General features: G+C 61.5%; 24 protein-coding genes. 14 read left to right on the forward strand and 10 right to left on the reverse strand.

Features of this window, described 5'->3' with window-relative positions; translation table 11 throughout:
• Positions 1–3 precede the first annotated feature (3 nt).
• A complete protein-coding gene (locus AC0L8G_RS01335) occupies positions 4–513 on the reverse strand; it encodes a type III secretion system chaperone family protein (RefSeq protein ID WP_473386186.1) in 510 nt (169 codons plus the stop codon).
• Between the two features lie 190 nt (positions 514–703).
• On the opposite strand from AC0L8G_RS01335, the gene sdhC reads away from it, so the two are divergent.
• Genes sdhC through sdhA form a run of 3 tightly spaced genes read left to right on the forward strand, consistent with a single transcriptional unit; the run spans position 704 to position 3,249 of the window.
• On the forward strand, positions 704–1,105 hold the full coding sequence (gene sdhC, locus AC0L8G_RS01340) for a succinate dehydrogenase, cytochrome b556 subunit (RefSeq protein ID WP_473386187.1): 402 nt from the start codon (positions 704–706) through the stop codon (positions 1,103–1,105).
• Positions 1,106–1,107: 2 nt separating this feature from the next.
• Entirely contained in the window at positions 1,108–1,443 is a 336-nt protein-coding gene (gene sdhD / locus AC0L8G_RS01345) for a succinate dehydrogenase, hydrophobic membrane anchor protein (RefSeq protein ID WP_473386188.1), read from the forward strand.
• 18 nt (positions 1,444–1,461) lie between these two features.
• Positions 1,462–3,249: a succinate dehydrogenase flavoprotein subunit gene (gene sdhA / locus AC0L8G_RS01350; protein WP_473386189.1), complete on the forward strand. Its 1,788-nt coding sequence runs from the start codon at positions 1,462–1,464 to the stop codon at positions 3,247–3,249.
• Between the two features lie 31 nt (positions 3,250–3,280).
• On the opposite strand, the gene AC0L8G_RS01355 is transcribed toward sdhA, so the two are convergent.
• Positions 3,281–3,904: a hypothetical protein gene (locus AC0L8G_RS01355; protein WP_473386190.1), complete on the reverse strand. Its 624-nt coding sequence runs from the start codon at positions 3,902–3,904 to the stop codon at positions 3,281–3,283.
• A gap of 324 nt (positions 3,905–4,228) precedes the next feature.
• Here AC0L8G_RS01355 and AC0L8G_RS01360 point away from each other — a divergent pair, with 324 nt between their 5' ends.
• The gene (locus AC0L8G_RS01360; protein WP_473386191.1) at positions 4,229–4,789 is read left to right on the forward strand and encodes a hypothetical protein; all 561 of its coding nucleotides are present in this window, start codon (positions 4,229–4,231) and stop codon (positions 4,787–4,789) included.
• Between the two features lie 4 nt (positions 4,790–4,793).
• Here the strand turns inward: AC0L8G_RS01360 and AC0L8G_RS01365 are convergent, their stop codons facing one another.
• Positions 4,794–5,897: a TonB family protein gene (locus AC0L8G_RS01365; RefSeq protein WP_473386192.1), complete on the reverse strand. Its 1,104-nt coding sequence runs from the start codon at positions 5,895–5,897 to the stop codon at positions 4,794–4,796.
• 275 nt (positions 5,898–6,172) lie between these two features.
• Between AC0L8G_RS01365 and AC0L8G_RS01370 the strand changes: the two genes are divergently transcribed.
• Positions 6,173–7,009: a crotonase/enoyl-CoA hydratase family protein gene (locus AC0L8G_RS01370; protein WP_473386193.1), complete on the forward strand. Its 837-nt coding sequence runs from the start codon at positions 6,173–6,175 to the stop codon at positions 7,007–7,009.
• On the opposite strand, the gene AC0L8G_RS01375 is transcribed toward AC0L8G_RS01370, so the two are convergent.
• From AC0L8G_RS01375 to AC0L8G_RS01395, 5 genes are all read right to left on the reverse strand, one after another.
• Positions 7,004–8,872: an NAD(P)-binding protein gene (locus tag AC0L8G_RS01375; protein WP_473386194.1), complete on the reverse strand. Its 1,869-nt coding sequence runs from the start codon at positions 8,870–8,872 to the stop codon at positions 7,004–7,006. The genes AC0L8G_RS01370 and AC0L8G_RS01375 overlap by 6 nt on opposite strands.
• A gap of 24 nt (positions 8,873–8,896) precedes the next feature.
• On the reverse strand, positions 8,897–9,673 hold the full coding sequence (locus AC0L8G_RS01380) for a gamma-glutamyl-gamma-aminobutyrate hydrolase family protein (RefSeq protein ID WP_473386195.1): 777 nt from the start codon (positions 9,671–9,673) through the stop codon (positions 8,897–8,899).
• 10 nt (positions 9,674–9,683) lie between these two features.
• Entirely contained in the window at positions 9,684–11,018 is a 1,335-nt protein-coding gene (locus AC0L8G_RS01385) for a carboxylate--amine ligase (protein ID WP_473386196.1), read from the reverse strand.
• Positions 11,019–11,151: 133 nt separating this feature from the next.
• Positions 11,152–11,712: a class GN sortase gene (locus AC0L8G_RS01390; RefSeq protein WP_473386197.1), complete on the reverse strand. Its 561-nt coding sequence runs from the start codon at positions 11,710–11,712 to the stop codon at positions 11,152–11,154.
• Between the two features lie 62 nt (positions 11,713–11,774).
• Complete coding sequence (locus tag AC0L8G_RS01395) at positions 11,775–14,078, reverse strand: marine proteobacterial sortase target protein (RefSeq protein WP_473386198.1); 2,304 nt, start codon at positions 14,076–14,078, stop codon at positions 11,775–11,777.
• A 349-nt stretch (positions 14,079–14,427) separates the two neighbouring features.
• Here AC0L8G_RS01395 and AC0L8G_RS01400 point away from each other — a divergent pair, with 349 nt between their 5' ends.
• Together AC0L8G_RS01400 and AC0L8G_RS01405 are read left to right on the forward strand one after the other, a co-directional pair.
• On the forward strand, positions 14,428–15,309 hold the full coding sequence (locus tag AC0L8G_RS01400) for a succinate dehydrogenase iron-sulfur subunit (protein ID WP_473386199.1): 882 nt from the start codon (positions 14,428–14,430) through the stop codon (positions 15,307–15,309).
• A gap of 158 nt (positions 15,310–15,467) precedes the next feature.
• Positions 15,468–16,196 (forward strand): hypothetical protein, encoded by a 729-nt coding sequence (locus tag AC0L8G_RS01405; RefSeq protein ID WP_473386200.1) that lies wholly within the window; start codon positions 15,468–15,470, stop codon positions 16,194–16,196.
• Here AC0L8G_RS01405 and AC0L8G_RS01410 read toward each other — a convergent pair.
• The gene (locus tag AC0L8G_RS01410; RefSeq protein WP_473386201.1) at positions 16,170–16,460 is read right to left on the reverse strand and encodes a hypothetical protein; all 291 of its coding nucleotides are present in this window, start codon (positions 16,458–16,460) and stop codon (positions 16,170–16,172) included. The genes AC0L8G_RS01405 and AC0L8G_RS01410 overlap by 27 nt on opposite strands.
• 374 nt (positions 16,461–16,834) lie before the next feature.
• Here AC0L8G_RS01410 and AC0L8G_RS01415 point away from each other — a divergent pair, with 374 nt between their 5' ends.
• Complete coding sequence (locus AC0L8G_RS01415) at positions 16,835–18,232, forward strand: ammonium transporter family protein (protein WP_473386202.1); 1,398 nt, start codon at positions 16,835–16,837, stop codon at positions 18,230–18,232.
• A gap of 89 nt (positions 18,233–18,321) precedes the next feature.
• On the opposite strand, the gene AC0L8G_RS01420 is transcribed toward AC0L8G_RS01415, so the two are convergent.
• Complete coding sequence (locus tag AC0L8G_RS01420) at positions 18,322–19,065, reverse strand: hypothetical protein (protein ID WP_473386203.1); 744 nt, start codon at positions 19,063–19,065, stop codon at positions 18,322–18,324.
• 208 nt (positions 19,066–19,273) lie between these two features.
• Between AC0L8G_RS01420 and AC0L8G_RS01425 the strand changes: the two genes are divergently transcribed.
• From AC0L8G_RS01425 to AC0L8G_RS01450, 6 genes are all read left to right on the forward strand, one after another.
• Positions 19,274–19,534 (forward strand): ArsR/SmtB family transcription factor, encoded by a 261-nt coding sequence (locus AC0L8G_RS01425; protein WP_473386204.1) that lies wholly within the window; start codon positions 19,274–19,276, stop codon positions 19,532–19,534.
• Positions 19,534–19,971 carry an ArsI/CadI family heavy metal resistance metalloenzyme gene (locus tag AC0L8G_RS01430; protein ID WP_473386205.1) on the forward strand — a complete coding sequence of 146 codons (438 nt, stop codon included), beginning with the start codon at positions 19,534–19,536 and terminating at the stop codon, positions 19,969–19,971. The genes AC0L8G_RS01425 and AC0L8G_RS01430 overlap by 1 nt, the downstream gene beginning before the upstream one ends.
• Before the next feature lie 6 nt (positions 19,972–19,977).
• Complete coding sequence (locus AC0L8G_RS01435; RefSeq protein ID WP_473386206.1) at positions 19,978–20,427, forward strand: arsenate reductase ArsC; 450 nt, start codon at positions 19,978–19,980, stop codon at positions 20,425–20,427.
• A 17-nt stretch (positions 20,428–20,444) separates the two neighbouring features.
• Positions 20,445–21,488, forward strand: a complete 1,044-nt coding sequence (arsB, locus tag AC0L8G_RS01440) for an ACR3 family arsenite efflux transporter (RefSeq protein WP_473386207.1) — start codon at positions 20,445–20,447, stop codon at positions 21,486–21,488.
• Between the two features lie 46 nt (positions 21,489–21,534).
• Positions 21,535–22,692 (forward strand): cell division protein ZapE, encoded by a 1,158-nt coding sequence (gene zapE, locus AC0L8G_RS01445; RefSeq protein ID WP_473386208.1) that lies wholly within the window; start codon positions 21,535–21,537, stop codon positions 22,690–22,692.
• 71 nt (positions 22,693–22,763) lie between these two features.
• Entirely contained in the window at positions 22,764–24,032 is a 1,269-nt protein-coding gene (locus tag AC0L8G_RS01450) for a hypothetical protein (protein WP_473386209.1), read from the forward strand.

Genomic DNA, 24,032 nt, shown 5'->3' on the forward strand with positions numbered 1-24,032 from the left:
CGCCTAACTTGTCGGCTCGCCTTCCTGGAATTTCGACACGAAGGCGGAGATCACATCGGCCCAGCGCGAAATGTTCTGCGACAGGTGCTCTTCGCTGACGCCGCCATTCAACTCGATGACGTAATCGACGCCAACCTCGCTGGTGTTCTCCAGCACATAGGCGCGGCCGAAAACCTGACTGTCGTTGAAGCCGTTGACGATGCGATAGTCACCCGGCGTCGGCGCGCGGCCCAATTCAAAATTTGCAAAAAAGACGAGCGTCTCGCAGGCCGCCGGCGAGCCTGAACAGGACAGCGCGCGAACATAGAAGCCGAAATCCCCGGCCTTGCCCTGCGCCACCGGCGCGCCATTCGCCGCATCTTCCATCATGGAAGGGCTGAGCCCCGCCTCGGTCAGCGCATTTTCAAGCTGATCGCCAGTGACCGAACCGAGGGTTTGCGCCCCCGCCCCAACCGGCGCCATCAACAACGCCACCGCCATCGCGACCGCCGCCGCCATCAGAAAGTTTCGCATGCCCCAATACCCCACGCTCTTGTTACCCGCTGAGCCCCAGCATGGCCGAAAGACCGCAGGCTTGGCAATGGCTTGGCGCAATCCGGCGGGGCCGCAAAGCGCATCTGTCGCTCCCCGTTTCCGTTGACTTGGAAAAGGGGCGGCCTATGTTCGCCCGCAACTTCTCAATACCTGACTTTCCGGGGTTTTCATGAGCACTGACGCCCAACCCACGCGGCCTTTATCGCCGCATCTCCAGATTTGGCGGTTCACCGTCACCATGGCCGCTTCGATCACCCATCGTGGGACCGGCGTGGTGCTGTATGGCGGCTCGCTGCTGCTTGCGGTGTGGATCTACGCCCTGGCCTTCAGCCCGTCGCTTTTCGCCGGCGTCGCGGGTTTTGCGACCTCGCCCATCGGCTTCATCATCGTCGCGGGCTATGTCTGGGCCCTGTGCTTCCATCTGATGAACGGACTGCGCCATCTCTATTGGGATTCCGGCCGCGGCCTGGCCCCCAAGACGGCGAGCAAGACCGCCTGGGCGATCTATATCGGTTCGGTCATCCTCGCCGCCATCATCTTGTGGACCGGCTATGCCGGCATGGGAGCGTAATAATGGCGCATAAAGGCACCTCGACTTTCATCGTCCAGCGCGCCACCGCCGCGCTGATCATCCCCTTCGCGATCTGGTTCCTGATCAGCGTCGTTTCCCATCTCGGCGCTGACCATGCGGCCGCGCGGGCATGGGCGGCGCAGCCCGTCAACGCGGTCGCCCTCGCCGCCTTCATCTCGATTGGCGCATTGCATATGCGCATCGGCATGGCGGAGATCATCGCCGACTATATTCACGGGAGCCTCAAGGGCGTCCTGTCTCTTCTCAACTGGCTCGTATCGCTCAGCGTCATCGCGGGCGTTGTCTGGGCCGTCTACAATCTTTCATTTGCAGGCTGACGCCGCCGGGATTTTCCAATGACTTCGAGTTACGAGATTGTCGATCACGAATATGACGTTGTTGTCGTCGGCGCCGGCGGCGCGGGGCTTCGCGCGACGCTGGGCGCGGCGCAGGCAGGCCTTAAAACCGCATGCGTGACCAAGGTCTTTCCGACCCGCTCGCACACGGTCGCGGCGCAAGGCGGCATCTCCGCGGCGCTGGGCAACATGTCGGAAGACGACTGGCGCTGGCACATGTACGACACCGTCAAAGGGTCGGACTGGCTCGGCGATCAGGACGCGATTGAATATCTCTGCAAGCACGCGCCCGCCGCCGTTTATGAGCTTGAACATTGGGGCGTGCCGTTTTCGCGAACCGAAGAAGGCAAGATCTATCAGCGCGCTTTTGGCGGCATGACCAAGAATTACGGCGAAGGCCAGGTCCAGCGCACTTGCGCCGCCGCCGACCGCACGGGTCACGCGATCCTGCACACGCTTTACGGCCAGTCGGTGAAGCAGAACGCAAAATTCTTCATCGAGCATTTCGCCCTCGACCTGATTATGTCCGACGAAGGCGAATGCCGCGGCGTGATTTCCTGGGAGCTCGACACCGGCATCATTCACCGCTTCTCCGCGAAGATGGTGATCCTCGCCACAGGCGGCTATGGCCGCACCTATTTCTCCTGCACCTCCGCCCATACCTGCACCGGCGACGGCAACGCCATGGTCCTGCGCGCCGGGCTGCCCCTGCAGGACATGGAGTTCGTGCAGTTCCACCCGACCGGCATTTACGGCGCCGGCGTCCTCATCACCGAGGGCTCGCGCGGCGAAGGCGGCTACCTGACCAACTCAGAAGGCGAGCGCTTCATGGAGCGTTACGCGCCGAGCGCGAAAGACCTCGCCAGCCGCGATGTTGTCTCGCGCTCCATGACGATTGAGATCCGCGAAGGGCGCGGCGTTGGTCCGAACAAGGATCATATCCATCTCAATCTCAACCATCTCGATCCGAAGGTTCTGGCGAGCCGCCTGCCGGGGATTTCCGAAAGCGCGAAAATTTTCGCCGGCGTCGATGTGACCAAAGAACCGATCCCGGTGCTGCCGACCGTGCATTACAATATGGGCGGCATCCCGACCAATTATCACGGCGAGATGGTGACCAAGCGCGGCGAGGATTCCGACGCGGTCGTGCCGGGGCTGATGGCGATTGGCGAAGCGGCCTGCGTCTCCGTCCATGGCGCCAACCGTCTCGGCTCCAACTCGCTGATCGACCTGGTGGTGTTCGGCCGCGCGGCGGGCCTGCGCTGCGGCGAAGTGGTGAACGCCCAGGGCGCGAACCCCGATCTGCCGCAACGGGCGACCGACGAAGCCCTCGCGCGCCTCGACAAATTCCGTCACGCCAAGGGCGACACGCCGACCGCCGTATTGCGCGCGCGCATGCAGTCGGTGATGCAGAATAATTGCGCCGTCTTCCGCACTGGTGAAGTGCTGGAGGAAGGCCGCGAAAAGATCAAAGAGGTCTATGACGCGTCGCCGAATATCGGCGTCACCGACCGCAGCCTGGTCTGGAACACCGATCTCGTGGAGACGCTGGAATTCGACAATATGATCGGACAGGCCATCGTCACCATGGAAGGCGCCGCCAACCGCAAGGAAAGCCGCGGCGCGCACGCCCGCGAAGACTTCCCCGAGCGCGACGACGCCAACTGGATGAAGCACACCGCCGCCTGGTTCGCCAATGGCAAAGCGACCATCGACTATCGCCCGGTGCATGACTTCACCATGACTGACGAGATCAGCTATATCGAACCGAAAAAGCGGGTTTATTGAGAGCCGGGGCCACCCTACGCCAGAGGCTTTGCTACTCGAAGCGATGCAGCGTTACAAAGTCGGTCAGCTTCCCAACTCTCAGGAAGATTGGACCAGGCACCGGCTCGAAAACGGTAGCCGCAGGCCCGGTCTGAATGGTCAGGCCGACGTTTTCGACGTTCATGGTATCCCTTTTACCGACAGCAATCCGAAACTCGTCCTGCCAAGCAAAGGCTTCGGACTTGATGCGGACGAGCCTTTCGGGAAGCGCCCAATCGATCCCCGGCTCTCTGCTATGCTCTCGATAATCAACTTTGCCATAGACAAGCTGCTCATAGTCGAATTGAGAGGTGGGATGGGCACGCTGCTTCAGCCGTCGCACAAGCACGTCCGGATCAGGTATCTCGACGCAGAACTCACCAAACTTTTCGGCTAGCTCCGCTGATAGCCGAATGCTGGCGCAATAGACGAATATGTCATTCTGATTGATCGACGAGTTGAAGCTGCCGCCCTCTAGCGTGATAACCCGTCCGTCCTCCATATTCATGATTAGCCCGCCCTGGGGCGCATAGGTCAGAATGCCGTCGCGCGGGTCACCCCGAACGCCATCAGCCTCCCGCCCCCGGAAATGGGAGAGAGGTTGCAGCATTAGCTCGCCCTTTTTGATGAGCGCCAACGCATGTGCTTCCTTGGTGAAGTATTTGAAGATCGCCACAGTAACAAAGTAGGGCGGGTTGAGCGTCAGCGATACCCGCCATCATCGCCCTCCCGAGTGAGCCGGCTTCCATTCCTCTGGAGGAACGCAAACCGGCCTTCCGACGGCTTTCTTCCACTGATGTCGTAAAGCAAGCTGGCGGGTATCTCCCGGCATTCATTCGCCGGGCTCAACCCGCCCTACGGATGCATGACGGTCGACTCCCGTACCATTGTAAGCACCGTCAATAGCCGGTTATCGTAGTCTCTACGCCCCGCCGGGCAGATCACGGGGGAGATGACAGGCGTGGAACACTTGCATCGCAAAGCTGCGGGGGCGCCCCTTGCGACTTCGCCTTACGTCATCGGCGACACGGTCCCGTGGAACACGCTGTGGAGCGCCGAGCGCGCGATCAGCGTCAGGCCGTGCGCGTTTGCGGGCGGCGCCTTGGCGACGTGGCAACCATCGGCGCAAGGCCAAGGCAAGCCGGTTTTCAAAACCCAGCACCATATCCGCCAGCGCATGTGCGTCCGCCTGCTCTTATGTTCGGTCTGCGGCGAACACGCGCCGCCTGATGACCGCGTGTTCTTTCCGTTCCGGCTTACGGATGACAAGGGCGGGCGCGCCACATCATGGCTGATGACGGAAAGCCCGGTGCATGGCGATTGCGCCGACCATGCGCAGCGAGTCTGCCCGTTCCTCAGGGCGAAAAACCTGCAGCCGCTGAATTTTCCCGATGCGGGCGAATACGAGATCACGCCTGTCTGGGACGAGCAAAGACCCGGCGTGGTGAAATTCCTCGCCTATAAATTTTCGTGGAGCTTTGTGCGCTCGGTCATCGCGCCGGTGCTTTCACGCCGCGCCTGAGCGATTACTTGCGGAAATTCAGCGTCGCGCTTTTGCCGGTCTCGACCGCCGCAGCGCCATTGACCGTGCTCGGCGTGAAGCGCCAGCGCGCCACCGCGCGCAAGGCCTCTTCTTCGAAACAGTCGCTGGTTGAAGAGGACACGCGAATATTGGTGGCGCGGCCCGCCTGGCTGATGTCGAAATTCACCGTCACCGCCTCCACATCCCCGGCGGCGCGGGCGCAGCGTTCCGGATAATCGGGCGCGACCGACCGCACCAGTTCCGCATGCTCAATCACCGGCTCAGGCGCCGGCGCCGGGCGCGCACGGCGCGGCAAGGGACGTTCGCGCGGCGCAGCCTGTTCCGGCGCGGCTTGCTCCGGCGGCGCGGATTGTATAGTTGCCTCATTCGCGGGCGGCGCCGCCGCCGGTTCGCTTTCCAGCGGCTGCGCGGTCAGGGGCGTTTCTTCGCCGCTTGGCTGACGCTCCAGCGCACCGGCGTCTATGGAGACTTCTTCCGCATTCTGATCGATTGCCGCCGGCGGCTCCTCTGCTGGCGTGCTGCTCGGCGCGGGCGCGCGCAAGGGGCGCGGCGATGCGGGGTTCGTCACGACAATTTTCGGCTGCGCCGCCGGGGGCGCCTCTTCGCCGGACAGCACCTGAAAGCCGACCCACATCACGAAAAGCACAATCGCCAGGATCGCAAATACAGAGATGATGCGCGCGCCCTCATCCTCTTGCGGCGCGTCATAGGATGCGGGTTTCGCCTCCTGCGCGCCGGCGGCGGAAGCCGCCCCGACCGCCTCGGCGCGGAAGCGCGCGGCGACCGCATCCGCATCCAGCCCCAGATAGCGCGCATAACTTTTTACAAAACCGGCCGCATAAGGGAGCGCGGGAAGGCGGTCGATGCGCATCCATTCGATCGCCTCAAGATGTTCAGCTTTCACCTTGATCGCTTCGCTGACGCTCTCAAGAGAATGCCCGGCTGCCTCGCGCGCGGCGGCGAGATAAGCGCCCGCATGTTTTGCTTCGCTTAGCTCGCCCGCTTCTTCAACCGGCGCCACGGGCTCCGCCGGCGCGCCCGCCGCGCCGGTGAATTTGATGATCTCCGCTACTTTATCCTGAGCCATGTCGCCCCGGCGTCCACTTCAACTTCATCATGTCAGGACTGGCGAGCGGCGCTGAGGAGGCCGCACCGACAGGAAAGTCCCAATAGGAACGTCCCGCCCTGACTTCACGCCCCGAAAGACGCATTCCAAACCGATGAAGCATAATCGGCGCCACCGGCATGCCGCCCGCAAACACACAGCCATAATGCGGCTGCGGCGCTGCTGTCGCTGCTTGGCGTTAACCAGTTTATCATGGAAACTGCGAATTCCAGAATCCGCATCAAAAGGCCCCACTCATGAGCTATAGCTGTTTCACGCTCGATATCGCCGACGGCATCGCCCATTTGCGCTTTTCACGCCCTGACAAATTCAATTCCTTCACCCCGGAATTCTGGCGGGAGCTGCCCGATGCGGTGAATGAGATCTCCGACAATGCCCGAGCGCGTGTCATCGTCTTGTCTGCGGAAGGCAAACATTTCACCGCGGGCATGGACATTTCCGTGTTCATGGCGGGCGCGCTGGATGCGCCGCCGGAAAACCGCGAAGTCGCGGCTGAGGCCTTCCGGTTCAAAGTGAAGGAATTGCAGGGAACATTCTCTGCGCTTGAAAAAGCGCGCCAGCCCGTGCTCGCCGCGATCCAGGGCGGCGCGGTCGGCGCCGGCGTCGATCTCGCAAGCGCCTGCGATTGCCGTTACGCCAGCGCCGACGCGTTTTTCTGCGTGCAGGAAACCGCCATCGGCATGACCGCCGATGTGGGCACGTTTCCGCGGCTGGCGAAAATTATCCCCGAAGGCTGGGCGCGGCAAATGACCTACACCGCAGAACGCGTGCCCGCCGCCAAGGCCAAAGAGATCGGCCTCATCAATGAAGTCTTCGAAACCCATGACGCGCTGCTGGCGGGAGTGATGGAGATCGCCGGCAAGATCGCCGCACATTCGCCGCTCGCGGTTACGGGGTGCAAACAGATGATCAATTACGCCCGCGATCATACGACCGAAGACACGCTCGATTATATCGCCTTGTGGAACGCGGCCATGTTGCGCGCCGACGATATCAAGGAAAGCTACATCGCCAAGTCGGAAAAGCGCGACGCCAGTTTCAGCGATCTGACGCCGTTGAAGAAAGCCCTATAGGGCGATCAATTCATTCACCGCGCGGTCAGCGGCGTCGATGGCGCCATGCACATAGGCAAGCGCGCTAGAATCGGAATTGGCGATGGCCATGCGCCCGATCGGCGCGCGCGCCGTCACATGGGGCCCGTAACGCTGGCTCCAAGTCGTCGGGTCATAAAGCTCGTTATATTCATAGGCGTAACCATGGGGCCAGCGATTGACGGTGATCGCGGCGATGTCGCGCTCGGCGTCAAAACCATAGGGGCCGAGCATGCCGGTCATCTGTTCGACGATCGCCGTTTCAAAATCCTCAAATGTCATCTGGTAGAGTTTCGCGCGGCCGGCCTTGTGCTGCTCGCGCTCGGTAAGTCCCGGCTCGGTCGGCACATATTGAAGATGCGCGACAACGGGCTTGCCGGGCGAGCGGGAGAAATTGACGCCGCCCATACTGACCGGAAAATCAAGCGCAATCGATTCAAACAAGCCCTGGGGCGAATAAAGCCGGTGATAGCCCGCTCTGTCGAAGGCGCGCCAGTTGCGCAAGGCGACATTGGCGTAAACCAGCGGAATCTTTTCAAGCACCTCCACCGCCTCGCGCTGCACGGTTCCCATCTCCGGGCAGAGGAAAGGCAGCATGTGAATGTAACCGGCGAGCACGGCGTTCTTGCCGCGCACCCGGAAAACCTCGCCGTCTTTCACATAGGTGATCTCAGCGCCGCCATCACCATTGCGCGCATTCACCGCCGTCGCGCTCAACCGTATCCGCACATCCGCATCCGGCGCGTCCAGAAGGTCGTATCGCGCTTGCGCTTTAACCGCGTCCTCCATTGTGGAGCCGGGCAACACATCGGGCCGCAACGCCCGCACCAGCAACCGCGCAATGCTCGCATTGCCGTCGGGGAAATGGAAAATGTAAGGATCGTCATGCTCATACGGATCGGGGATCGCGCCTTCGATCCCCAGCCCCGCCGTACCTGGCATGCCGATCCGCGCGCCTTCCAGCGCGGACAAGGCATCCCAGCCAACGCCCCATAATCCGGTGATCGAGCGGCGCAACAGCACCGCAATCTCTTCGCCCGCGCCCGCATGATCGATCAGGAAGCGCTCAAAGCTGACGCTCCGCAAATGGTCGATCTTTTCCGGCACGCTCATGCCATCGAGATAATCGCGCGGCGCCAGCGTCAGTTCAGCAAATTTCGCACGGGCCGCTTCCGGCCATGGCAATGCCGCGATCGCCGCCTGCGCGCGATCATGATCCGGCTCGTCCGACCACAAGGCGTAAGGCACGTCGATCAGCTGGTCGGCGCCGTAATGGGTTTTGTCGAGATAAATGCCGGAGCCCATCTTGCGGCGCGCATAAAAATCCCGGTCGAAATAATTATAGAACTTCGACAGATCGACGCCGATCTCGCGCACCATGTCCTGCGCGACCTTTGACCAGCTGCTCGGCCCGTCAAGCGACTGGCTGCCGCCATAGCCGATCAGCTTTTGACCATCCACATCGAATTCATTGCGCTTGGCGTGGCCGCCGAAATCATCGTGATTGTCGAGAATGAGAATGCGCTGGTCCGCGCCTTTGCGCTGGCGCCAGAAATGCGCGGCGGCAAGCCCTGAAATGCCGCCGCCGACCACCACCAGATCATACTCTGCATCGGTCTGGGTTTCCGGGCGCGCCCAGCTTTTGCCTTCCCAGGCGAGCGCATGGGCGGTCTCGAAAGATCCCGCATGAGAGCCGCGCATGCCGGTCAGTCCCGGCGGGTAAAAGCCCGCGGGGGCGGCGTCCTTTGCGCAGCCGAACAGCGCCGATGGCGCCAGCCCCGCCACAATCGGAAGAGAGACCCCGCCGAGGAAATCCCGGCGCGAAATCGAGGAAAGGCGTTTCATTGAATTTGACTCCGGACTTGTCCGTCAATCGGAGCGGAAATCCTCGCTGCCGTCAATGAAGCTTGGGGGCGTATAATGCGGCGGCCGCGCATCGCCGATAGCGTCGCGGCGCACTTTGTCGCGCGCGAACGCTGCTTCGACGAGCGCATCAAATATGGCCTGATCGCCTTTGCGATAGAGCAGAAACTCCGGGTGAAACTGCACGCCCAGATAATAATCGCAGTCCGGGTCCTCAATCGCCTGAATGAGACCATTCTTTTCGCGAGCGGTGACGACCAGCCCCTCGCCGACCTGGTCCACCGCCTGTTTGTGAATTGAATTCACCTTCCGCGTCGGCTCGCCGATGATCCGCCCCAGCAAGGAGCCAGAAGCGATCTCGATCATCTTGCGGTAAAACATGTGCCCCGGCAGGGTGCTGGGATAGACCACATCCTTATAGACCTCTGCGATATTCGCATGCAGCGTGCCGCCATTGACCACATTCAAAAGCTGCGCGCCGCGGCATATCCCGAGCACCGGCAGCCGCTCATCGCGCGCGCGCTGGGCCCAGAATTTCTCCATCCGGTCGCGTTCACGGTCATATTGCGCGGAAGGGTGCGGCTGGCCGTCATAGAGTTCGGGAAAGACATCGCTGCCGCCGCCCAGCACCAGTCCGCTGATCCATTTATCGGTATGCGGACGGATCGCGGTCAGCCTGAGCGGCTCGCCGCCGGCGCGGCGCACGGCCAGCCAGATCGCCGCATAAGCGAGATTGTCGCCGCGCGTGGGCTTGGTGATTCCGATAACCGGCTTTTCCGTCATAGCGAACGCGTCAATGTTTCATTTCCGGCGGCAGCTCGCCATGACGCATCAGGGAGCTGACGACATAAAGAAAACCGAGATTGGCCATTCGGTCTTCATTGAAGGTGACTTCGCCCTTGGCGCCGCGCACTTCATGGACCGCCTCCAGCAGGGCGAAGGCGATTTCATCGCGATCGACAATTTCTTTCACATTCCCCGCAAAGCGTTTCATCGCTTCGCCCACATGACCTTCTTTCAGGCTGGCGCCGGCTTCGCGCCAGGCGTCGCGCAGGCGGCTGAAATCGGTTTCCGAATGGGCGATATCATTGACCGCCGACAACATGGCGACGCCCGGTATGCGCGTGCGCTCGCCCACATGAATGTCGGCGCCCGACTGGATGCGGCCCGTCGCCGTGAGTTCGTAAAGCAACCACGGAAAGTCCACGCCCGACTGAATGGAGTGAAACAGTCCCGCCCAGAAACGCGGATTGACCTCAATCAGATAGGCCGGATCGCCCTCCTCCTCGGACCAGCGATAATCGATTTCAGCAATCCCGTTCCAACCGAGCGGTCCGAGCAGGCGCTTCGACGTTTCGATGAAAGGCGCGTCGTCAACCGTCTCGCGCAACACCCCGGCGCCGGAGGTGCGCGGCCATTGCCGCAGATTTTTATAGGCCATGGAGCTTCTGAGGACGCCCTGTTCGAAAATCACCGTGTGGCAATAATCGACGCCGGAAACAAATTCCTGCACCAGCGCCCGGTCAGCGACGAGCTTTTTATATTGCGCCAGCAATTCATCCGCATTCGCCGCCTTGGTGACACCGCGTCCGCCAACCTTGTCCGGCGCTTTCAGCATGACCGGAAACCGGACCTCTCCGGCGGCGGCGCGCAGTTCCTCTTGCGACGTCACCTTGATGGTCTGGGGAATGAGCAAGTCCTGCTCCGCCGCCCATTTCATCAGATGGTCCTTCGGATCGACGCGGTCGATGGCGGCGAAGTCAGGGGCGGCGATGTCGATGATCCCTTCGAAACGGCTGCGATGTTCCGAGAAGAACCGCATGCCTTCGAAAGCCGGCATCAAAATATATGGCCTGCCGTCATCGGGGCGATATTCCTTCGCCTTTTCCAGCATCGTTTCGATAAAGCCTTCGGGATCTTCCGCGCGAACCGGATGGGTGAAATAGTCGCTGATATTCTTGGAAAAGGAGAGCGCGGTCAGGCCCACATCGTCACAGCCGATGACCTCGATCCCGCGCTCATGCAAAGAGCGGGCGATGGCGAGCGACATGAGCGAGCGACCATAGGTGACAATCACCCGGCCGCGCGCCCGCCCACTCTCAGGCGGAGATTTCTGATTTTTATTCATATCGCCACCCTACGCGCTCCAACCCGCCAATGCACACTCCCGTATTCCAAAAAGAACACTGGCCACCATAACATGGGCGTAAGAACACTGGCGGCGGGCATCGGTTCCCGCGCTCATGCGCGGCGCGCGCCGGTCAGCTCGAAGGCTTTGCGGCGCGCAACGCGCCGATTGCGACAAACCGGTCATCGCCGCGCTTTTGCGCGTCAAACGGCCAGCAGGTGACAAGGGCGATCCTTGCCGGACCGCCCTCAACCTCAAGGCCCGAATGATTTGCTTTCACGACGCGGGTTTCGGTGATGGCGAAAATGCGCGTCACGCCTGACGCATCCGTCACCGCGACCTCATCGCCGATCCTTATGTCGCGGAGAAAACGGAAATGGGTTTCGCGATGGGCGGCGATGATGGCCAGCCCCGGATCGCCGGGCGCCGGGCCGGACATCAATCCCGGCCCGAAGGCCATCGCCTCGCCGCTGACGCCGGACAATACAATGGCGCTTTTATGCAGCCGAGGCGCCTCGATTTTCAGGACCGGCCAGACATCGGCCCATCCCCATGGTTTGACGGCAGCCTCGCCGGAGAGGGTTTTGCCCCAGGCGCGGTCGAGCAGCAGCTGCGCGACCACCGCCTTGCCCTTGATCATCACCCCGTCGGCAAGGCTTGAAGACCCGAGGCCGGCGAAAAACAAGGCCGCCATGCAAAGGAGAAATCTGCGGCCTCGCGGCCGCAGATTTGTCGGGGCGGCAAGGCGCGAAGCGCTCATGCGCGGCCCCGTGCGATCAAGCTCCCCGGCCGCCAGCCTGTTGCAAGCGCCGCCAGCAACAGCGCGAGCACAAGCAGCACGAAGCCGCGAAGCATTTTCACATCGGCGAGCGTCGCCCCTTGCGGCAGCGGCGCCTCGGCGCCGGTTTGCGAGGCGACATCTGCGACATTATCTATCGACGCTTGCCGCATCCTGACGACGCCGGGCGCGAAAGCCTCGCGCTGTATCGGCGCCGCGCTCTCGCCGAACACTTTTTCGAACTCCCAGCCTTTGGGCAGGTTGAGCGGGACATCGACGCTGGCCATGCCTTCGCCCGACGGACGCGACGGCGTCACATCCACCGCCACAAGGCTCGTCAGCCTGCTGATCAAATGATGCGCCAGCGCCGTTTCAAGCACAGCCTTGTCCAGCGCCGCGCTATCCGCGCCGGGCCGGGACCGGTCAAGCTCGAGCGAGGCGATCTTTTTGCGCGCCCATAATTTCGACACGCCCTTGCGGGTGCTCGCGCCATGCAGGGGCGTTTCCACGCTCCAGGGCGCATCGCCGGTTTCAGCGGAGATTTTCAGCACGCCCAAATCGCCTGATCCGCGCGCAGCGAGGACCAAGGTTTCGCCCTTATAGAGATCGGGGATCGGCGACGGCCAGATTTCGGCGACGCCTTCGGGCCATTCCGCCCTGATATTGGTGACCGCCGGGGATTCAAGCTTCTGGAACAACGACCCCATGCGCTCGGCGACCTGCGAGGTTGATCCGATATGGGTGAACGCGCCCTGACCGATTTCCGCCGCGCGCGACATGAAAAAGGAGTTCGGCGCCGAGCCGATGCCGACGGTGAAAATCCGCGCCTTGCCGCGCAAGCGGCCGATGGCTTCAAACAATTGCTGTTCATTGCCGATTGAGCCATCGGTGAGGAACACCACCTGACGCAACAGGCTTTCATCAAGGCTGTTCTGGGTGAGCGCCGCTTCCAGCGCCGGCAGCATCATCGTGCCGCCATTGGCGTCGAGGGCCGACACATAGTTCAGCGCCTGTCCGATGGTTTCCGAATTCACCGGTTGCGGGTTTGCGAACAGGCGGCTGAAACGGTCATTAAAGGCGATGACATTAAACGCATCGCCGGGCTGGAGCCGCCGCAAAGCGAGCAGCAGACTTTCGCGCGCCTGACGGATCGACTCGCCCGCCATGGAGCCGGAAATGTCGATGACAAAAGTCACTTCCCGGGCTTTGCGCACAGCGCTTCCCTCACCGCTTGGCGGCGTCAGCATCAAAAGATAATAAGGCTCGCCGCCAATCTCCTCGGTGAACAGGGCGGCGCTCGGACCGGCGCCCGGCTTGGGCGACCAGACCAGTTCGAAATCCCGGTCCGCCGGCGTGGTTTCCTCCGACAGAACGAGCATGGCGCTCTTCTCATCCGGGCGATGCTCTGACATTTGATGATGGCTCGACGTCACAGCGCCCAGCGGGAAACCGGCATTCAAGTCAACGCGCAGCGATACCGGATTAACCGGACCCGCATCGGGATGCAGCACAGGCGGGGTGATCCGGTCGCGATCAGGAACCGGGTCCACCGCGCCCCAACCGGCGTCGCCGTCAAAGCTCACACTATGCATCAGCGCCGGCGGATTGAAACGCGGCGCGACAACCATGGGGAAGCGCAGCGAGAATCGGCCGTCCTCATATTTCACTGTTTCCTGATATTCGATTTGCACGATCACCGTTTCGCCGGGGCCGATATTGGCGACGGAATTGGTGAAGATGTTGGGCCGCTCCTGCTCAAGCAGGCTCGCCTTTTTGCCTTCGCGCTTGGCGGTTTCGTAGATCTCCCTGGCTTTCTGTTTTTCTTCAATCTTGCCTTCGATGAAGCGCTCGCCGATCTGCATTTTCAGCGTATCGACCGCCGCTTCATCGGGCATCGGGAAGACATAGACGCCTTCGATCCAGCCATCGCTGACATTCTCGAAACGCTGGGTGACGCGGGTGCGCGCGATCGGTCCGGAGACGGTGATCTCGACATCGCTCGCCAGCAGCGGCGCCTCGACATAAAGCCCGTCGGAATTTGACGGAAACAACAGGACGCCGCTGGTCGCCTCGCCAGGGCGGACAAGGCGCGGCTCCTGGGCCTGAGTCTGGGGCTGGATCTGAGTCTGGATCTGAGTTTGGGCGTTTGCAAAGGGCGCCGCGGTCAGCGACAGCAAGGCGATGATGACGAGGCCGATGAAAAGCCGCTCAAGACTGCGGATGACGGCAATCGCGGAAATCGATCTTGGGGCAGGCATAGTGGGGGAATATGGGGGCAACATGAGGGTCTCTCCCTGACACAACTGGGGTGAGGCTCTCATTTTCGTGATCATTGGGGCGAGACCGGCGCGCCAAGGCGGCGCGCGCGGGAATTCTTCCGGTCTTTTTCATGGCGCCGCCCGAATGTCCCGCCTCGTTTCCGCTGCGACGGTGTTTCACAGCCCGCGGCCTTTTCATCAGCCGACGGGGTGCTATATCTGCCCGTGAAATCAGTAGATTACGCCGATCTGATCGAGCCCGTGACGGCTACTGGCGCGCATGCGCCGTCTATCCGCTTCACACAAGAGCTTGATTGGTGTGGCGGACGCGATAAGGCATAAGAAACGCCACCCGAACAAGGTTTGAAGGTCAATGGTTGAACTGACGCTGCCAAAAAATTCCAAGATCAACAAAAAAGGCAAGACCTGGAAAGCCAAGGACGGGGCGGCGAAGACCCGCACCTTCCATGTCTATCGCTACGACCCTTCAACGCCGGACAATCCCAGCGTCGACCGCTATGAAGTCGATGTCGCGAATGTCTCCATGGTGCTCGACGCGCTGATCAAGATTAAGAACGAAACCGACGCGACCTTGTCCTTCCGCCGCTCCTGCCGCGAGGGGGTGTGCGGGTCCTGCGCCATGAACATCAACGGCGCCAACACGCTCGCCTGCACCAAGGGCATGGACGAATGCGGCGACGGCGATGTGCATGTCTATCCGCTGCCGCATCAGCCGGTGGTGCGCGATCTGGTCACCGACCTGTCGAATTTTTACAAGCAGCACGCTTATATCGAGCCCTATTTGCAGGCGAAGACGGCCGAGCCCGATACGGAATGGCGCCAGTCGCCGGAAGACCGCACCAAGCTTGACGGGCTTTATGAGTGCATCCTCTGCGCCTGCTGCTCGACTTCCTGCCCGTCTTACTGGTGGAACGGCGAGACCGACGATCACAAGAATGAATATCTCGGCCCGGCGGCGTTGCTGCAGGCCTATCGCTGGCTCGCCGACAGCCGCGACCAGCTCGACAATGAGCGCCTCGACAAGCTGGAAGACGAGTTCAAGCTGTATCGCTGCCACACGATCATGAACTGCGCGCAGGTTTGCCCGAAGCATTTGAATCCGGCGAAAGCCATCGCCGAGATCAAGAAGCTGATGGTCAACCGGCCCCCGCGCGCGAGCCCGCGCCAGCAGCGGAGTAAGCCGGTATGGAAGCGGACCTTTCGGAGCATTTCGGAAGGTCCGGCGAATTCCTGATCGGGCTGATCGGCCTGACTGTTCTTTTATTGATGCATCCGGACGTCAGACGTTTCGCCGCCGCGCGCGGGCGCGCCTTCGCATCGCTTTGCGCCGGCGGCCATCGCACGCTTGAGCGCCGGAGCGGCTTTTACCAAAGCTGGAGCAGCGCCTTCCACATGCTCTTTCGAGAGCGGAGGGATCTTATTCTGATCGTTCTCGCTCTGACGGCATTCGACTACTTCACCACCTGGCACTCGAACTTCATAGTCGAGACTTACAATCTTCACCCCAACTATCACTACGATACGTGGGGGCAACTGCGCGCCATGATCTTCTCGGCTTCAACAGCATTGGGAGTGTTGCGCATTTTTGGGTATGCATTGTTTTGCTGGCTGGCTTTTCAAGCGGCCGCTGGAGCGAGCTATCAAGAAGCCGCCAAATTTCGCCCCTTCCGCCGTGTCGCTGGACTTTTCCTCTGCATCTTCGGATGTGAGGCTTTTACCGGCGCCGTGACTCCTTACAATATCGTATTTGGCGCATCAGCGTTCGAAGACACCCCAATGCTCGCCATCATTGGCAGCGCGCTGATCTATGGCTGCCTTTTCTCCCTCCTTGGCGCAAGACTTTTCAACCCGCGCCTTAACGGAAGAATCGCCGCCTCAACCATCCGAGCGATTGCGGGCTTTGTCCTGCTCACGCAGGTTTTGCAGTGGCTTTTCTTTTTTGAAGATCGCGCCGCGCCGTCGCGGCAGCCATGGCTGAATGTAGCCAATTATCACCTGAGCGCACTTACGCTCACCGTGCTTTGGAATGTCATTCTTACTGCTTTCGCGGTCGCTCTTGCAGCGCCAGCGCGCAGACCATCAGTCTACGGATCGTCAGATCGTGCCGCGAATGCGGTTTGACTTGAGTTTCTTTTTCGTACTTGCCGCCTTGATCGCTTCCGCGCGCGCCGTTCGGGCGCCGCCGCCGGTTGCAATGAGCGCCCCCGCAGCGCTCGCCTGCCAGTAAAGCTGGCGCGCTTCGCTAAGCACCGCATAAGCGCGCATGGCGAGCACAAGACCGACCAGCGCAAGCATAAACGCCGCCGCAAGAACCCCAATTTGCAGATAGGTCATGTTCGCTTCGATGTCCTGCATCAAAAGCGTCGCCACTTCCTGATTTTCCATACGCCCCTCGTCACGGCAAACCGACAGCAAACCCCACGGCAATGCGCGCGCCCGCTTGGTCCCCAAACCAGCCGGACGAACTCATTGCACAAGCCAAAGTCTATACGCCGCAACTCCCGCTCCGCAACCGCTTTGTTGCAGCACAACATTGCGCCAAGGCGAAAAGGAATTAACCACCAATAAGTTGGATGTTTATCGCGCATGTTTCGCATAATTTGGCTATTTTCGCGACAATCGCGCATATTCCCCTCCGCTTATGTTGCGTTGCGAAAGTATATTCAGCATCATCACGGCACGGATGACTTTCAGGTCGTGGGGAATTGTCTCTGTACAGATGATTTTTTGCGCCCGAATTTCCTTAGTGAGGGGCTCATATGTCAAAAATAAAACTAGTAATAAGCGCGGGGTTCGCGGCGGTCGCACTTGCGAGCGTAGCATTTGCGCAAGAACCCGCCGTCGCCGAGGCGGCGACAGCCGAAGTTGTCGAGGCCGTTGAAGCCGCAACGGAGGCTGCGGCCTCTACAGCGGCGGCGCCGGACACAACCTTTATCTTCAACACGCTTTCTTTCCTGATCATGGGCATGGTCGTCATGTTCATGGCGGCCGGTTTCTGCATGCTCGAGGCGGGGCTCGTGCGGTCGAAAAACGCCGCAACCATCTGCCTGAAAAACATCACGCTCTACGCCATTGCCACCGTCATGGTCTGGCTGATCGGGTATAATGTCATTTATGGCGGAGAACCGGGCGGCTATATCGGCACGCTGTCGATCTGGTCGGCGGATGATTCCGCAGCGCTCGACACCGGCTATTCGGCGTCATCGGACTGGTTCTTCCAGATGGTGTTCGTCGCCACGGCGGCGTCCATCGTTTCCGGCACGGTCGCTGAACGCGTGCGCCTGTGGCCGTTCTTCCTGTTCACCGCAGTCCTGACCGGCCTGATCTATCCGATCCAGGCTTCATGGGAATGGGGCGGCGGCTGGCTCGACGCCCGCTACGGCTTCTCCGATTTCGCCGGCTCGACACTGGTGCACGCCACTGGCGGCTGGGCGGCTTTGGCCGGCGCGATCGCGCTTGGCCCGCGGCGCGGCAAATACGGCCCGAACGGTCAGATCAACACCATTCGCGGCTCTTCTTTGCCGCTGGCGACGCTTGGCGTCTTCATTCTCTGGCTCGGCTGGTTCGGCTTTAACGGCGGTTCGCAGCTTGCGCTCGGCTCGCTTGACGATTCGATTGCGATCTCGAACATCTTCGTCAACACCAATATGGCGGCCGCCACCGGCGTCCTCACCGTGGTGATCTTGTGCACCTTCCTGAAAAAGAAGATCGATCTGTCCATGGCGCTGAACGGCGCGATTGGCGGCCTCGTCTCTATCACCGCCGAACCGTTGATGCCTGCTGTCTGGCAGGCGGCGATGATCGGCGCGGTTGGCGGCGGCATCATCTTCGTCGTGACGCCGATGCTTGAATATGCGCGCATCGACGATGTGGTCGGCGCCATCCCCGCACACCTCTTCTGCGGCATGTGGGGCACGATTGCGGTGCCGTTCACCAATAGCGATGCGAGCTTTATCGGCCAGGCGGTCGGCATCGGTGCAAACGCTGTCTTCGTGTTCTTCACCAGCATGGCGCTCTGGATCCTTCTGAAAGTGATCGTGGGCATTCGAGCCAGCGCTGACGAAGAAGACAAAGGTCTCGACGATTCGGAAATCGGATCGCCGGCATGGCCAGACTTCTCTGGCGAAAACCCAAGACCCTTGCAGCCTGCGGAGTAAGCGTCGTTCGCAAAACGGGCCTGCAAGCCCCACGAAACCCGGCGATGACAGTCGCCGGGTTTTTTGTCGCCCGCACTCCTGAGTGCGCGTCAGTCAGTATGGGCGGGCGCTGCGCGCGTGGCTGCGGCGATATTTGCAGCGGCATCGTCATAGCGCGAGAAGGCCATGATTTTCTGCCAGATCTTGCGCGACAAGGCCGTGGTCAGTTGCTCAATGTCGCCGGCGCCGGCGACAACTTCCGGATCGCGGCAGCTTTGCGCAAACAACGCCGCAAGCTTGCCCGTCAGCGACAGCATCTCGGAGCAATAATCGAGATAGCGCTCGAGCAACGGACCCTGAATGCTGACATCAGGCGACGAGGACGTCGCCGGCAAAGCGCGCCGATACGGATCCTTGGTGAGCTGATGCATGTCGACCACATGCGCGATCGAGCGCAGCTCATGCAAATAGTCGAGCGCCTTTGATCGCTTCCAGCGCTCTTCAAACCGGCCCAGCGTCAGCACGCCGAGCCCGCCCAGCACCGCGATGTTCATCGCCGGCTCAAGCACCTGGACCAGGCTCGCCGCCTCAAACTCCATGGCGTCGTAATGCAGCGTCAGCGCAATCCAGGCGACCGCCGCCGCGCCAAGCGCCCAGATCGAATAGACCGACAGGCGGATCGGGATCACCGGATCACGCAGGCGCTCCGATTCCTGCGCGCAGCGCATCGCCACTTCGGACAGCTCCTGCGCCACCCGCTCCAGCCCGGAATCGGGAAACCGCTCGCCGATCCGCCGACGCAAGGCGCCGATCGTATCGATCACGCATTGAGGATCGAGTGTGCGATATGGCAAGGATGAGCTCCCCCGGCGCGGCTCTGCTTTCTCGTCATCCTTCTAGCAGCCGCGCCTTTCCCGAACGCTAAGAGCGAATATTCCGCCCCCATGCAATTTTTCTGTTGCATAAATTTGATTATTCTATAATTATAGAAATATGGAAATTGAACATGCAGTCCAGGCCTTTTCGGCTATTTCCCAATCCGCGCGCCTGGAAACACTGAGGATGCTCGTCAAAGCCGGCCCGAGCGGGGCGGCGGCGGGCGAAATCGCCGAAACCCTCGGCGTGCCGCCACCGACCATGTCTTTTCATTTGAAAGAACTCGAAAGGTCCGGCCTCGTCCATGCCCGCAAGGATGGACGCCGGGTGATCTACGCCGCCGATTATGGCGGCATCCGCGAATTGATCGACTTCCTGCTGGCCGATTGCTGCGGCGGCGACCGCCGCCTCTGCGGCCCCTATGTGGTAATCAAGGAGAGCGCCTGATGAAACGCCTGCATATCCATGTCAGCACCGACGACCTCGAACAGTCGATCCGCTATTACTCCGCGCTCTTCGGCGCAGAGCCGGAAAAGCGCAAAGACGACTATGCGCGCTGGCTCGTCGACGATCCGGCGGTCAATCTCGCCGTGTCGAGCCGCGGCGCGCCCGGCGCCAAAAGCGGGGTCGACCATCTCGGCGTCAGCCTCGACGACAATGAAGGGCTGGAAGCCATCGCCGCACGCCTGCGCGAGGCGGCGGCCCCGGTCGCGGCCGAAGATAACGCGACCTGCTGCTACGCGAAGAGCGACAAATATTGGAGCCACGATCCGCAAGGCGCCGTCTGGGAACTGTTCCACACCCATGGCGACAGCGAGACCTTTGGCGAGGAAGCCCGCCCCGACCCCACAGCGGCGAGTTCCGGCGCCTGCTGCGGCGCGTGACGCGCCATGCGCAACATCCTCTTTTTATGCACCGGCAATTCCGCGCGCTCGATCATGGCGGAAGCCTATATGAATCACGCGGGGAGCGGGCGCTGGCGCGCCTTCTCCGCCGGCTCGACGCCGACCGGCAAGGTCAACCCGTTCGCGCTAGAAACATTGCGCGCAAACGACATCGCCATCGCAGACGATGACGCGCGATCCAAAAGCTGGAATGACTTCGCCAGACCCGACGCGCCGGTCATGAATGTGGTCGTCACCGTTTGCGACAACGCCGCCGGAGAGGTCTGCCCGATCTGGCCGATGCAAAATGGCGCGCCTCCGCGCAAGCTACACTGGTCGTTCCCCGACCCCGCCGCCGTGGAGGGAAGCGACGAAGACAAACGCGCCGCCTTTGCAAGCGTCTTCGCCGATATTCGCGCACAGATTGACGCCTTTTTGCAGCACGACAACGCATAGACCGGGGAGCGCCTGCTTTGTCCGTATTCGAACGATATTTATCCCTATGGGTCGCGCTGTGCATCGCCGCCGGGATTGCGCTGGGCAAGCTGACGCCCGGCCTGTTCCAATTGCTGGCGTCATGGCAGGCGGCCAATGTCAATTTCGCGGTCGCCATCCTGATCTGGGCGATGGTCTTTCCGATGATGATCGGCGTCGACTTCGCCAGCCTGAAACGGATTGGCGAGCGGCCCAAGGGGCTGGTCGTGACCCTCATCGTGAACTGGCTGATCAAGCCCTTCACCATGGCGGCGCTTGGGGTCGTCTTTTTCAAGCATGTCTTCGCCGGGCTGATCCCGCCGGAGGATGCGGAAGGCTATATCGCCGGCTTGATCCTGCTCGGCGCCGCGCCCTGCACCGCGATGGTGTTTGTCTGGTCGCAACTGACACGCGGCGACCCGACCTATACGCTTGCGCAAGTCAGCGTGAATGACGCGATCATGGTCTTCGCCTTCGCGCCGATTGTCGCCTTCCTGCTGGGCGTGGTGGAAATCTCCGTGCCCTGGCAAACGCTGATCCTTTCCGTCGCGCTTTACGTGGTGATCCCGCTGATTGCAGGCGCGGGCGCGCGCAGCATGCTTGACCGGCATGGCGGCGAAGCGGCGATCACCGCCTTTACCGCGCGCCTCAAGCCCTATTCCATTGTCGGCCTGCTCGCCACGGTCGTGCTGTTGTTCGGTTTTCAGGGTCAGGTCATTCTCGACCGGCCGCTGGTCATCGCCTTGATCGCCGTCCCGCTGCTGATTCAGTCCTATGGAGTGTTCGCCGTCGCCTATGGCGCCGCCTGGATCTGGCGCATCCCGTTCAATATCGCCGCCCCCTGCGCGCTGATCGGCACGTCGAACTTTTTTGAACTGGCGGTTGCGGTCGCAATCTCCCTGTTCGGACTCGACTCCGGCGCCGCCCTTGCGACCGTAGTCGGGGTGCTGGTCGAAGTCCCGGTCATGCTCTCGCTGGTGGCTTTCGCCAACGCCACGCAGCGGCATTTCCCCGCCGGAGACTCTCCGACGCCGCAGGACTGATGTCATAAGGCGTGACGGCGGCGCCCAAGCAGCTTATAGCGCAAGCATGATGAAGGGGCCGCGCCCGCGATATGACGCGCTCGTCGAAGCGGGCGAACTGGCGAACGATCCGGCGCAGGAAGCTGCGGCGGACCGGCTGCAAGTGCTGCATGACGATCTCAAACATTACAAAGGCCCCGCGAGCGGGAGCCTGCTTGGTTGGCTCAGCGCGCGAAAAGACCCGCCAAAGGGCGTCTATCTGTGGGGCGGCGTCGGGCGCGGCAAAACGCTGCTCATGGACCTGTTCTTCAACAACACGCATTTCGCCCGCAAGCGCCGCGTGCATTTCCATGAATTCATGGCCGAAACCCATGACCGCATCGCCGCCTGGCGCGCCCTCCCCGAGAGCGAAAAGCGCCGGCACAAAGCTCATAACCGCGCCTCCCCCGATGATCCCATGCCGCCGGTCGCCTATGATCTGGCGCAGGACGCCCTGCTGTTGTGCTTCGATGAGTTTCACGTCACCGACATCGCCGATGCAATGATCCTCGGCCGCTTGTTTTCGGCGCTGTTTGCGCGCGGCGCCGTGGTCGTCGCCACCTCGAACCGCGCGCCGGACGACCTCTATCGCGACGGGCTGAACCGGCAGCTTTTTACGCCCTTCATCGAGACGCTAAAGTCAACGCTCGATATTCTGGAGTTACAATCGGCGCAGGATTACCGGCTGGCCAAACTGACAGCCGCGCCGGTTTATTACACCCCGCTCGGCGAGCCTGCCGACCGCGCCATGGACGCCGCTTGGGCGCGCATGTTGAGCGGCGGGCGGGCGCATCCCGAGAAGCTACAGGTAAAGGGACGCATACTGACCGTCCCGCGCGCGGCGCGCGGCGCGGCGCGATTCACCTTTGCCGAGCTATGCGAAACCCCACTGGGCGCATCGGATTATCTGGCGCTCACGCGGCGCTATGGAGCGCTGTTTCTCGATCATATTCCGGTCATGGGGCCGGAGCAGCGTAACGAAGCGCAACGTTTTTCAACGCTCATCGATGCGCTTTACGATGCCCGGGTGAAGCTGGTCTGCTCCGCGGCGGGCGAACCTGACGACCTATACCCGCAAGGGCATGGCGCCTTCGAATTCGAACGCACCGCGTCGCGGCTGATGGAAATGCGTACGGCGGACTATCTCGCCGCCGGCGCCGCCGCGCCGGAGGATCGCCCGGAATAAGCGGTGAGGCGATGGATTTTCGCGCCCGGCCGCACTAGCATGGGCTGCGATTTTCAGTGAAGGAATGGCGCATGAACAGCCTGAGAACATTGGGCGCCCTGGTAGTCGGCGCCATCTTGCTGGCGGCTTTTTACAGCGCTGCGATTGGCGATCAGCAAACGCCCGTCGGGATTGCAACCGACGACAGCGAAGGCGTGCGCCATGTGGTCAGCGGCGATCGCGGCGAGTTCTCGCTCAATCAGGATGGCCTGAAAATCAAGGCAAGCTGGCGCGGCGATTATGCGCTGAGCGAAGAGGGCGACGACATCGCCAGTCTTGACCGCAAGCTGGAGATCACCCGCACGCAACATGAACACACCGAGCGCATCCTGTTTGAGCGCGAAAATGACGGCGTTAAGCGAACCTATTTTCGCGACGGCCAAAAGCAGGACAACAACGCGGAAACCGACGCCGCCGCCAAGGCGCTGCTGGACGCCTTTCTCGGCGCCAGCGGTGTAAAAGCGCCGGCGCGCGTGGAGATTTTGCTGCGTCAGGGAGGCCCCCTCGCCGTCATTGAAAAAATCAGCGCCGTTTATGGCGACCATGCGCGCGAGCGCTACGCCGCGGAACTGACCGCCCAGACCGATTTGAATTCCGATGAATTGCGCGCGCTGCTGGACGCCCTCAAATCCATCGAAAGCGATGATGATTTGCGCCAGGCGCTCAGCGCCATTCTCGACAATGAAACCATCACGCCGCAAGACGCGCCGATGATCCTGGAAGCGGCGGGCCGGATCGAGAGCGCCTATGATTTGCGGCGCCTGATTGAGAATGTCGCCGAAAAACCCATGAACGCCGCATCGATCAGCCTGGCGATTGGCCTGATGGATCGCATTGAAAGCGACCATGATTTGCGCCGGGCGGCGGAAGCCTTGCTCGATCAAAAGACCATGACGGCGCAAACCGCGGCGCAATTGATCACCCTCGCGGCCACGCGCATCGACAGCGATCACGATTTGCGTCTTCTGCTGAATGAAACATCGCCGTTCCTGACAGATGAAAGCCCGGCGGCGACCGCCTGGATCGAAGCCTTGTCTTCCATCGACTCAGATCACGATCTTCGTCTGGTGATTTCCGACGCGGCGGACAAGGACGGCGTCCCCGACGCCATCGCGCTCGCACTGATCGATGCGACACAGCAAATCAGCTCGGACAATGATCGCCGCCTTGCGCTGGAAGGCCTTGCAGACCGCGCCAAGACGGCGCCGGCGCTGCTTGCCGCTTATGAGCGCGCCGCGCGCGACATTTCATCAAGCGCTGACCGCGAGCGCGCGCTTAAAGCCGCCGGTCTTGAAGACTAA

This window comes from Hyphococcus sp. D3-15 (assembly GCF_055809375.1).

What these genes read in the sequence shown, in the direction of transcription:
- AC0L8G_RS01335 (WP_473386186.1), bottom strand. Translation starts at nt 513, where the DNA reads ATGCGAAACTTTCTGATGGCGGCGGCGGTCGCGATGGCGGTGGCGTTG.
- AC0L8G_RS01435 (WP_473386206.1), top strand. Translation starts at nt 19,978, where the DNA reads ATGCGCAACATCCTCTTTTTATGCACCGGCAATTCCGCGCGCTCGATC.
- sdhC (WP_473386187.1), top strand. Translation starts at nt 704, where the DNA reads ATGAGCACTGACGCCCAACCCACGCGGCCTTTATCGCCGCATCTCCAG.
- sdhA (WP_473386189.1), top strand. Translation starts at nt 1,462, where the DNA reads ATGACTTCGAGTTACGAGATTGTCGATCACGAATATGACGTTGTTGTC.
- AC0L8G_RS01370 (WP_473386193.1), top strand. Translation starts at nt 6,173, where the DNA reads ATGAGCTATAGCTGTTTCACGCTCGATATCGCCGACGGCATCGCCCAT.
- AC0L8G_RS01410 (WP_473386201.1), bottom strand. Translation starts at nt 16,460, where the DNA reads ATGGAAAATCAGGAAGTGGCGACGCTTTTGATGCAGGACATCGAAGCG.
- AC0L8G_RS01415 (WP_473386202.1), top strand. Translation starts at nt 16,835, where the DNA reads ATGTCAAAAATAAAACTAGTAATAAGCGCGGGGTTCGCGGCGGTCGCA.
- AC0L8G_RS01400 (WP_473386199.1), top strand. Translation starts at nt 14,428, where the DNA reads ATGGTTGAACTGACGCTGCCAAAAAATTCCAAGATCAACAAAAAAGGC.
- AC0L8G_RS01380 (WP_473386195.1), bottom strand. Translation starts at nt 9,673, where the DNA reads ATGACGGAAAAGCCGGTTATCGGAATCACCAAGCCCACGCGCGGCGAC.
- AC0L8G_RS01385 (WP_473386196.1), bottom strand. Translation starts at nt 11,018, where the DNA reads ATGAATAAAAATCAGAAATCTCCGCCTGAGAGTGGGCGGGCGCGCGGC.
- AC0L8G_RS01450 (WP_473386209.1), top strand. Translation starts at nt 22,764, where the DNA reads ATGAACAGCCTGAGAACATTGGGCGCCCTGGTAGTCGGCGCCATCTTG.
- AC0L8G_RS01395 (WP_473386198.1), bottom strand. Translation starts at nt 14,078, where the DNA reads ATGTTGCCCCCATATTCCCCCACTATGCCTGCCCCAAGATCGATTTCC.
- sdhD (WP_473386188.1), top strand. Translation starts at nt 1,108, where the DNA reads ATGGCGCATAAAGGCACCTCGACTTTCATCGTCCAGCGCGCCACCGCC.
- AC0L8G_RS01365 (WP_473386192.1), bottom strand. Translation starts at nt 5,897, where the DNA reads ATGGCTCAGGATAAAGTAGCGGAGATCATCAAATTCACCGGCGCGGCG.
- AC0L8G_RS01430 (WP_473386205.1), top strand. Translation starts at nt 19,534, where the DNA reads ATGAAACGCCTGCATATCCATGTCAGCACCGACGACCTCGAACAGTCG.
- AC0L8G_RS01405 (WP_473386200.1), top strand. Translation starts at nt 15,468, where the DNA reads ATGCTCTTTCGAGAGCGGAGGGATCTTATTCTGATCGTTCTCGCTCTG.
- AC0L8G_RS01375 (WP_473386194.1), bottom strand. Translation starts at nt 8,872, where the DNA reads ATGAAACGCCTTTCCTCGATTTCGCGCCGGGATTTCCTCGGCGGGGTC.
- AC0L8G_RS01425 (WP_473386204.1), top strand. Translation starts at nt 19,274, where the DNA reads ATGCTCGTCAAAGCCGGCCCGAGCGGGGCGGCGGCGGGCGAAATCGCC.
- zapE (WP_473386208.1), top strand. Translation starts at nt 21,535, where the DNA reads ATGATGAAGGGGCCGCGCCCGCGATATGACGCGCTCGTCGAAGCGGGC.
- AC0L8G_RS01390 (WP_473386197.1), bottom strand. Translation starts at nt 11,712, where the DNA reads ATGGCGGCCTTGTTTTTCGCCGGCCTCGGGTCTTCAAGCCTTGCCGAC.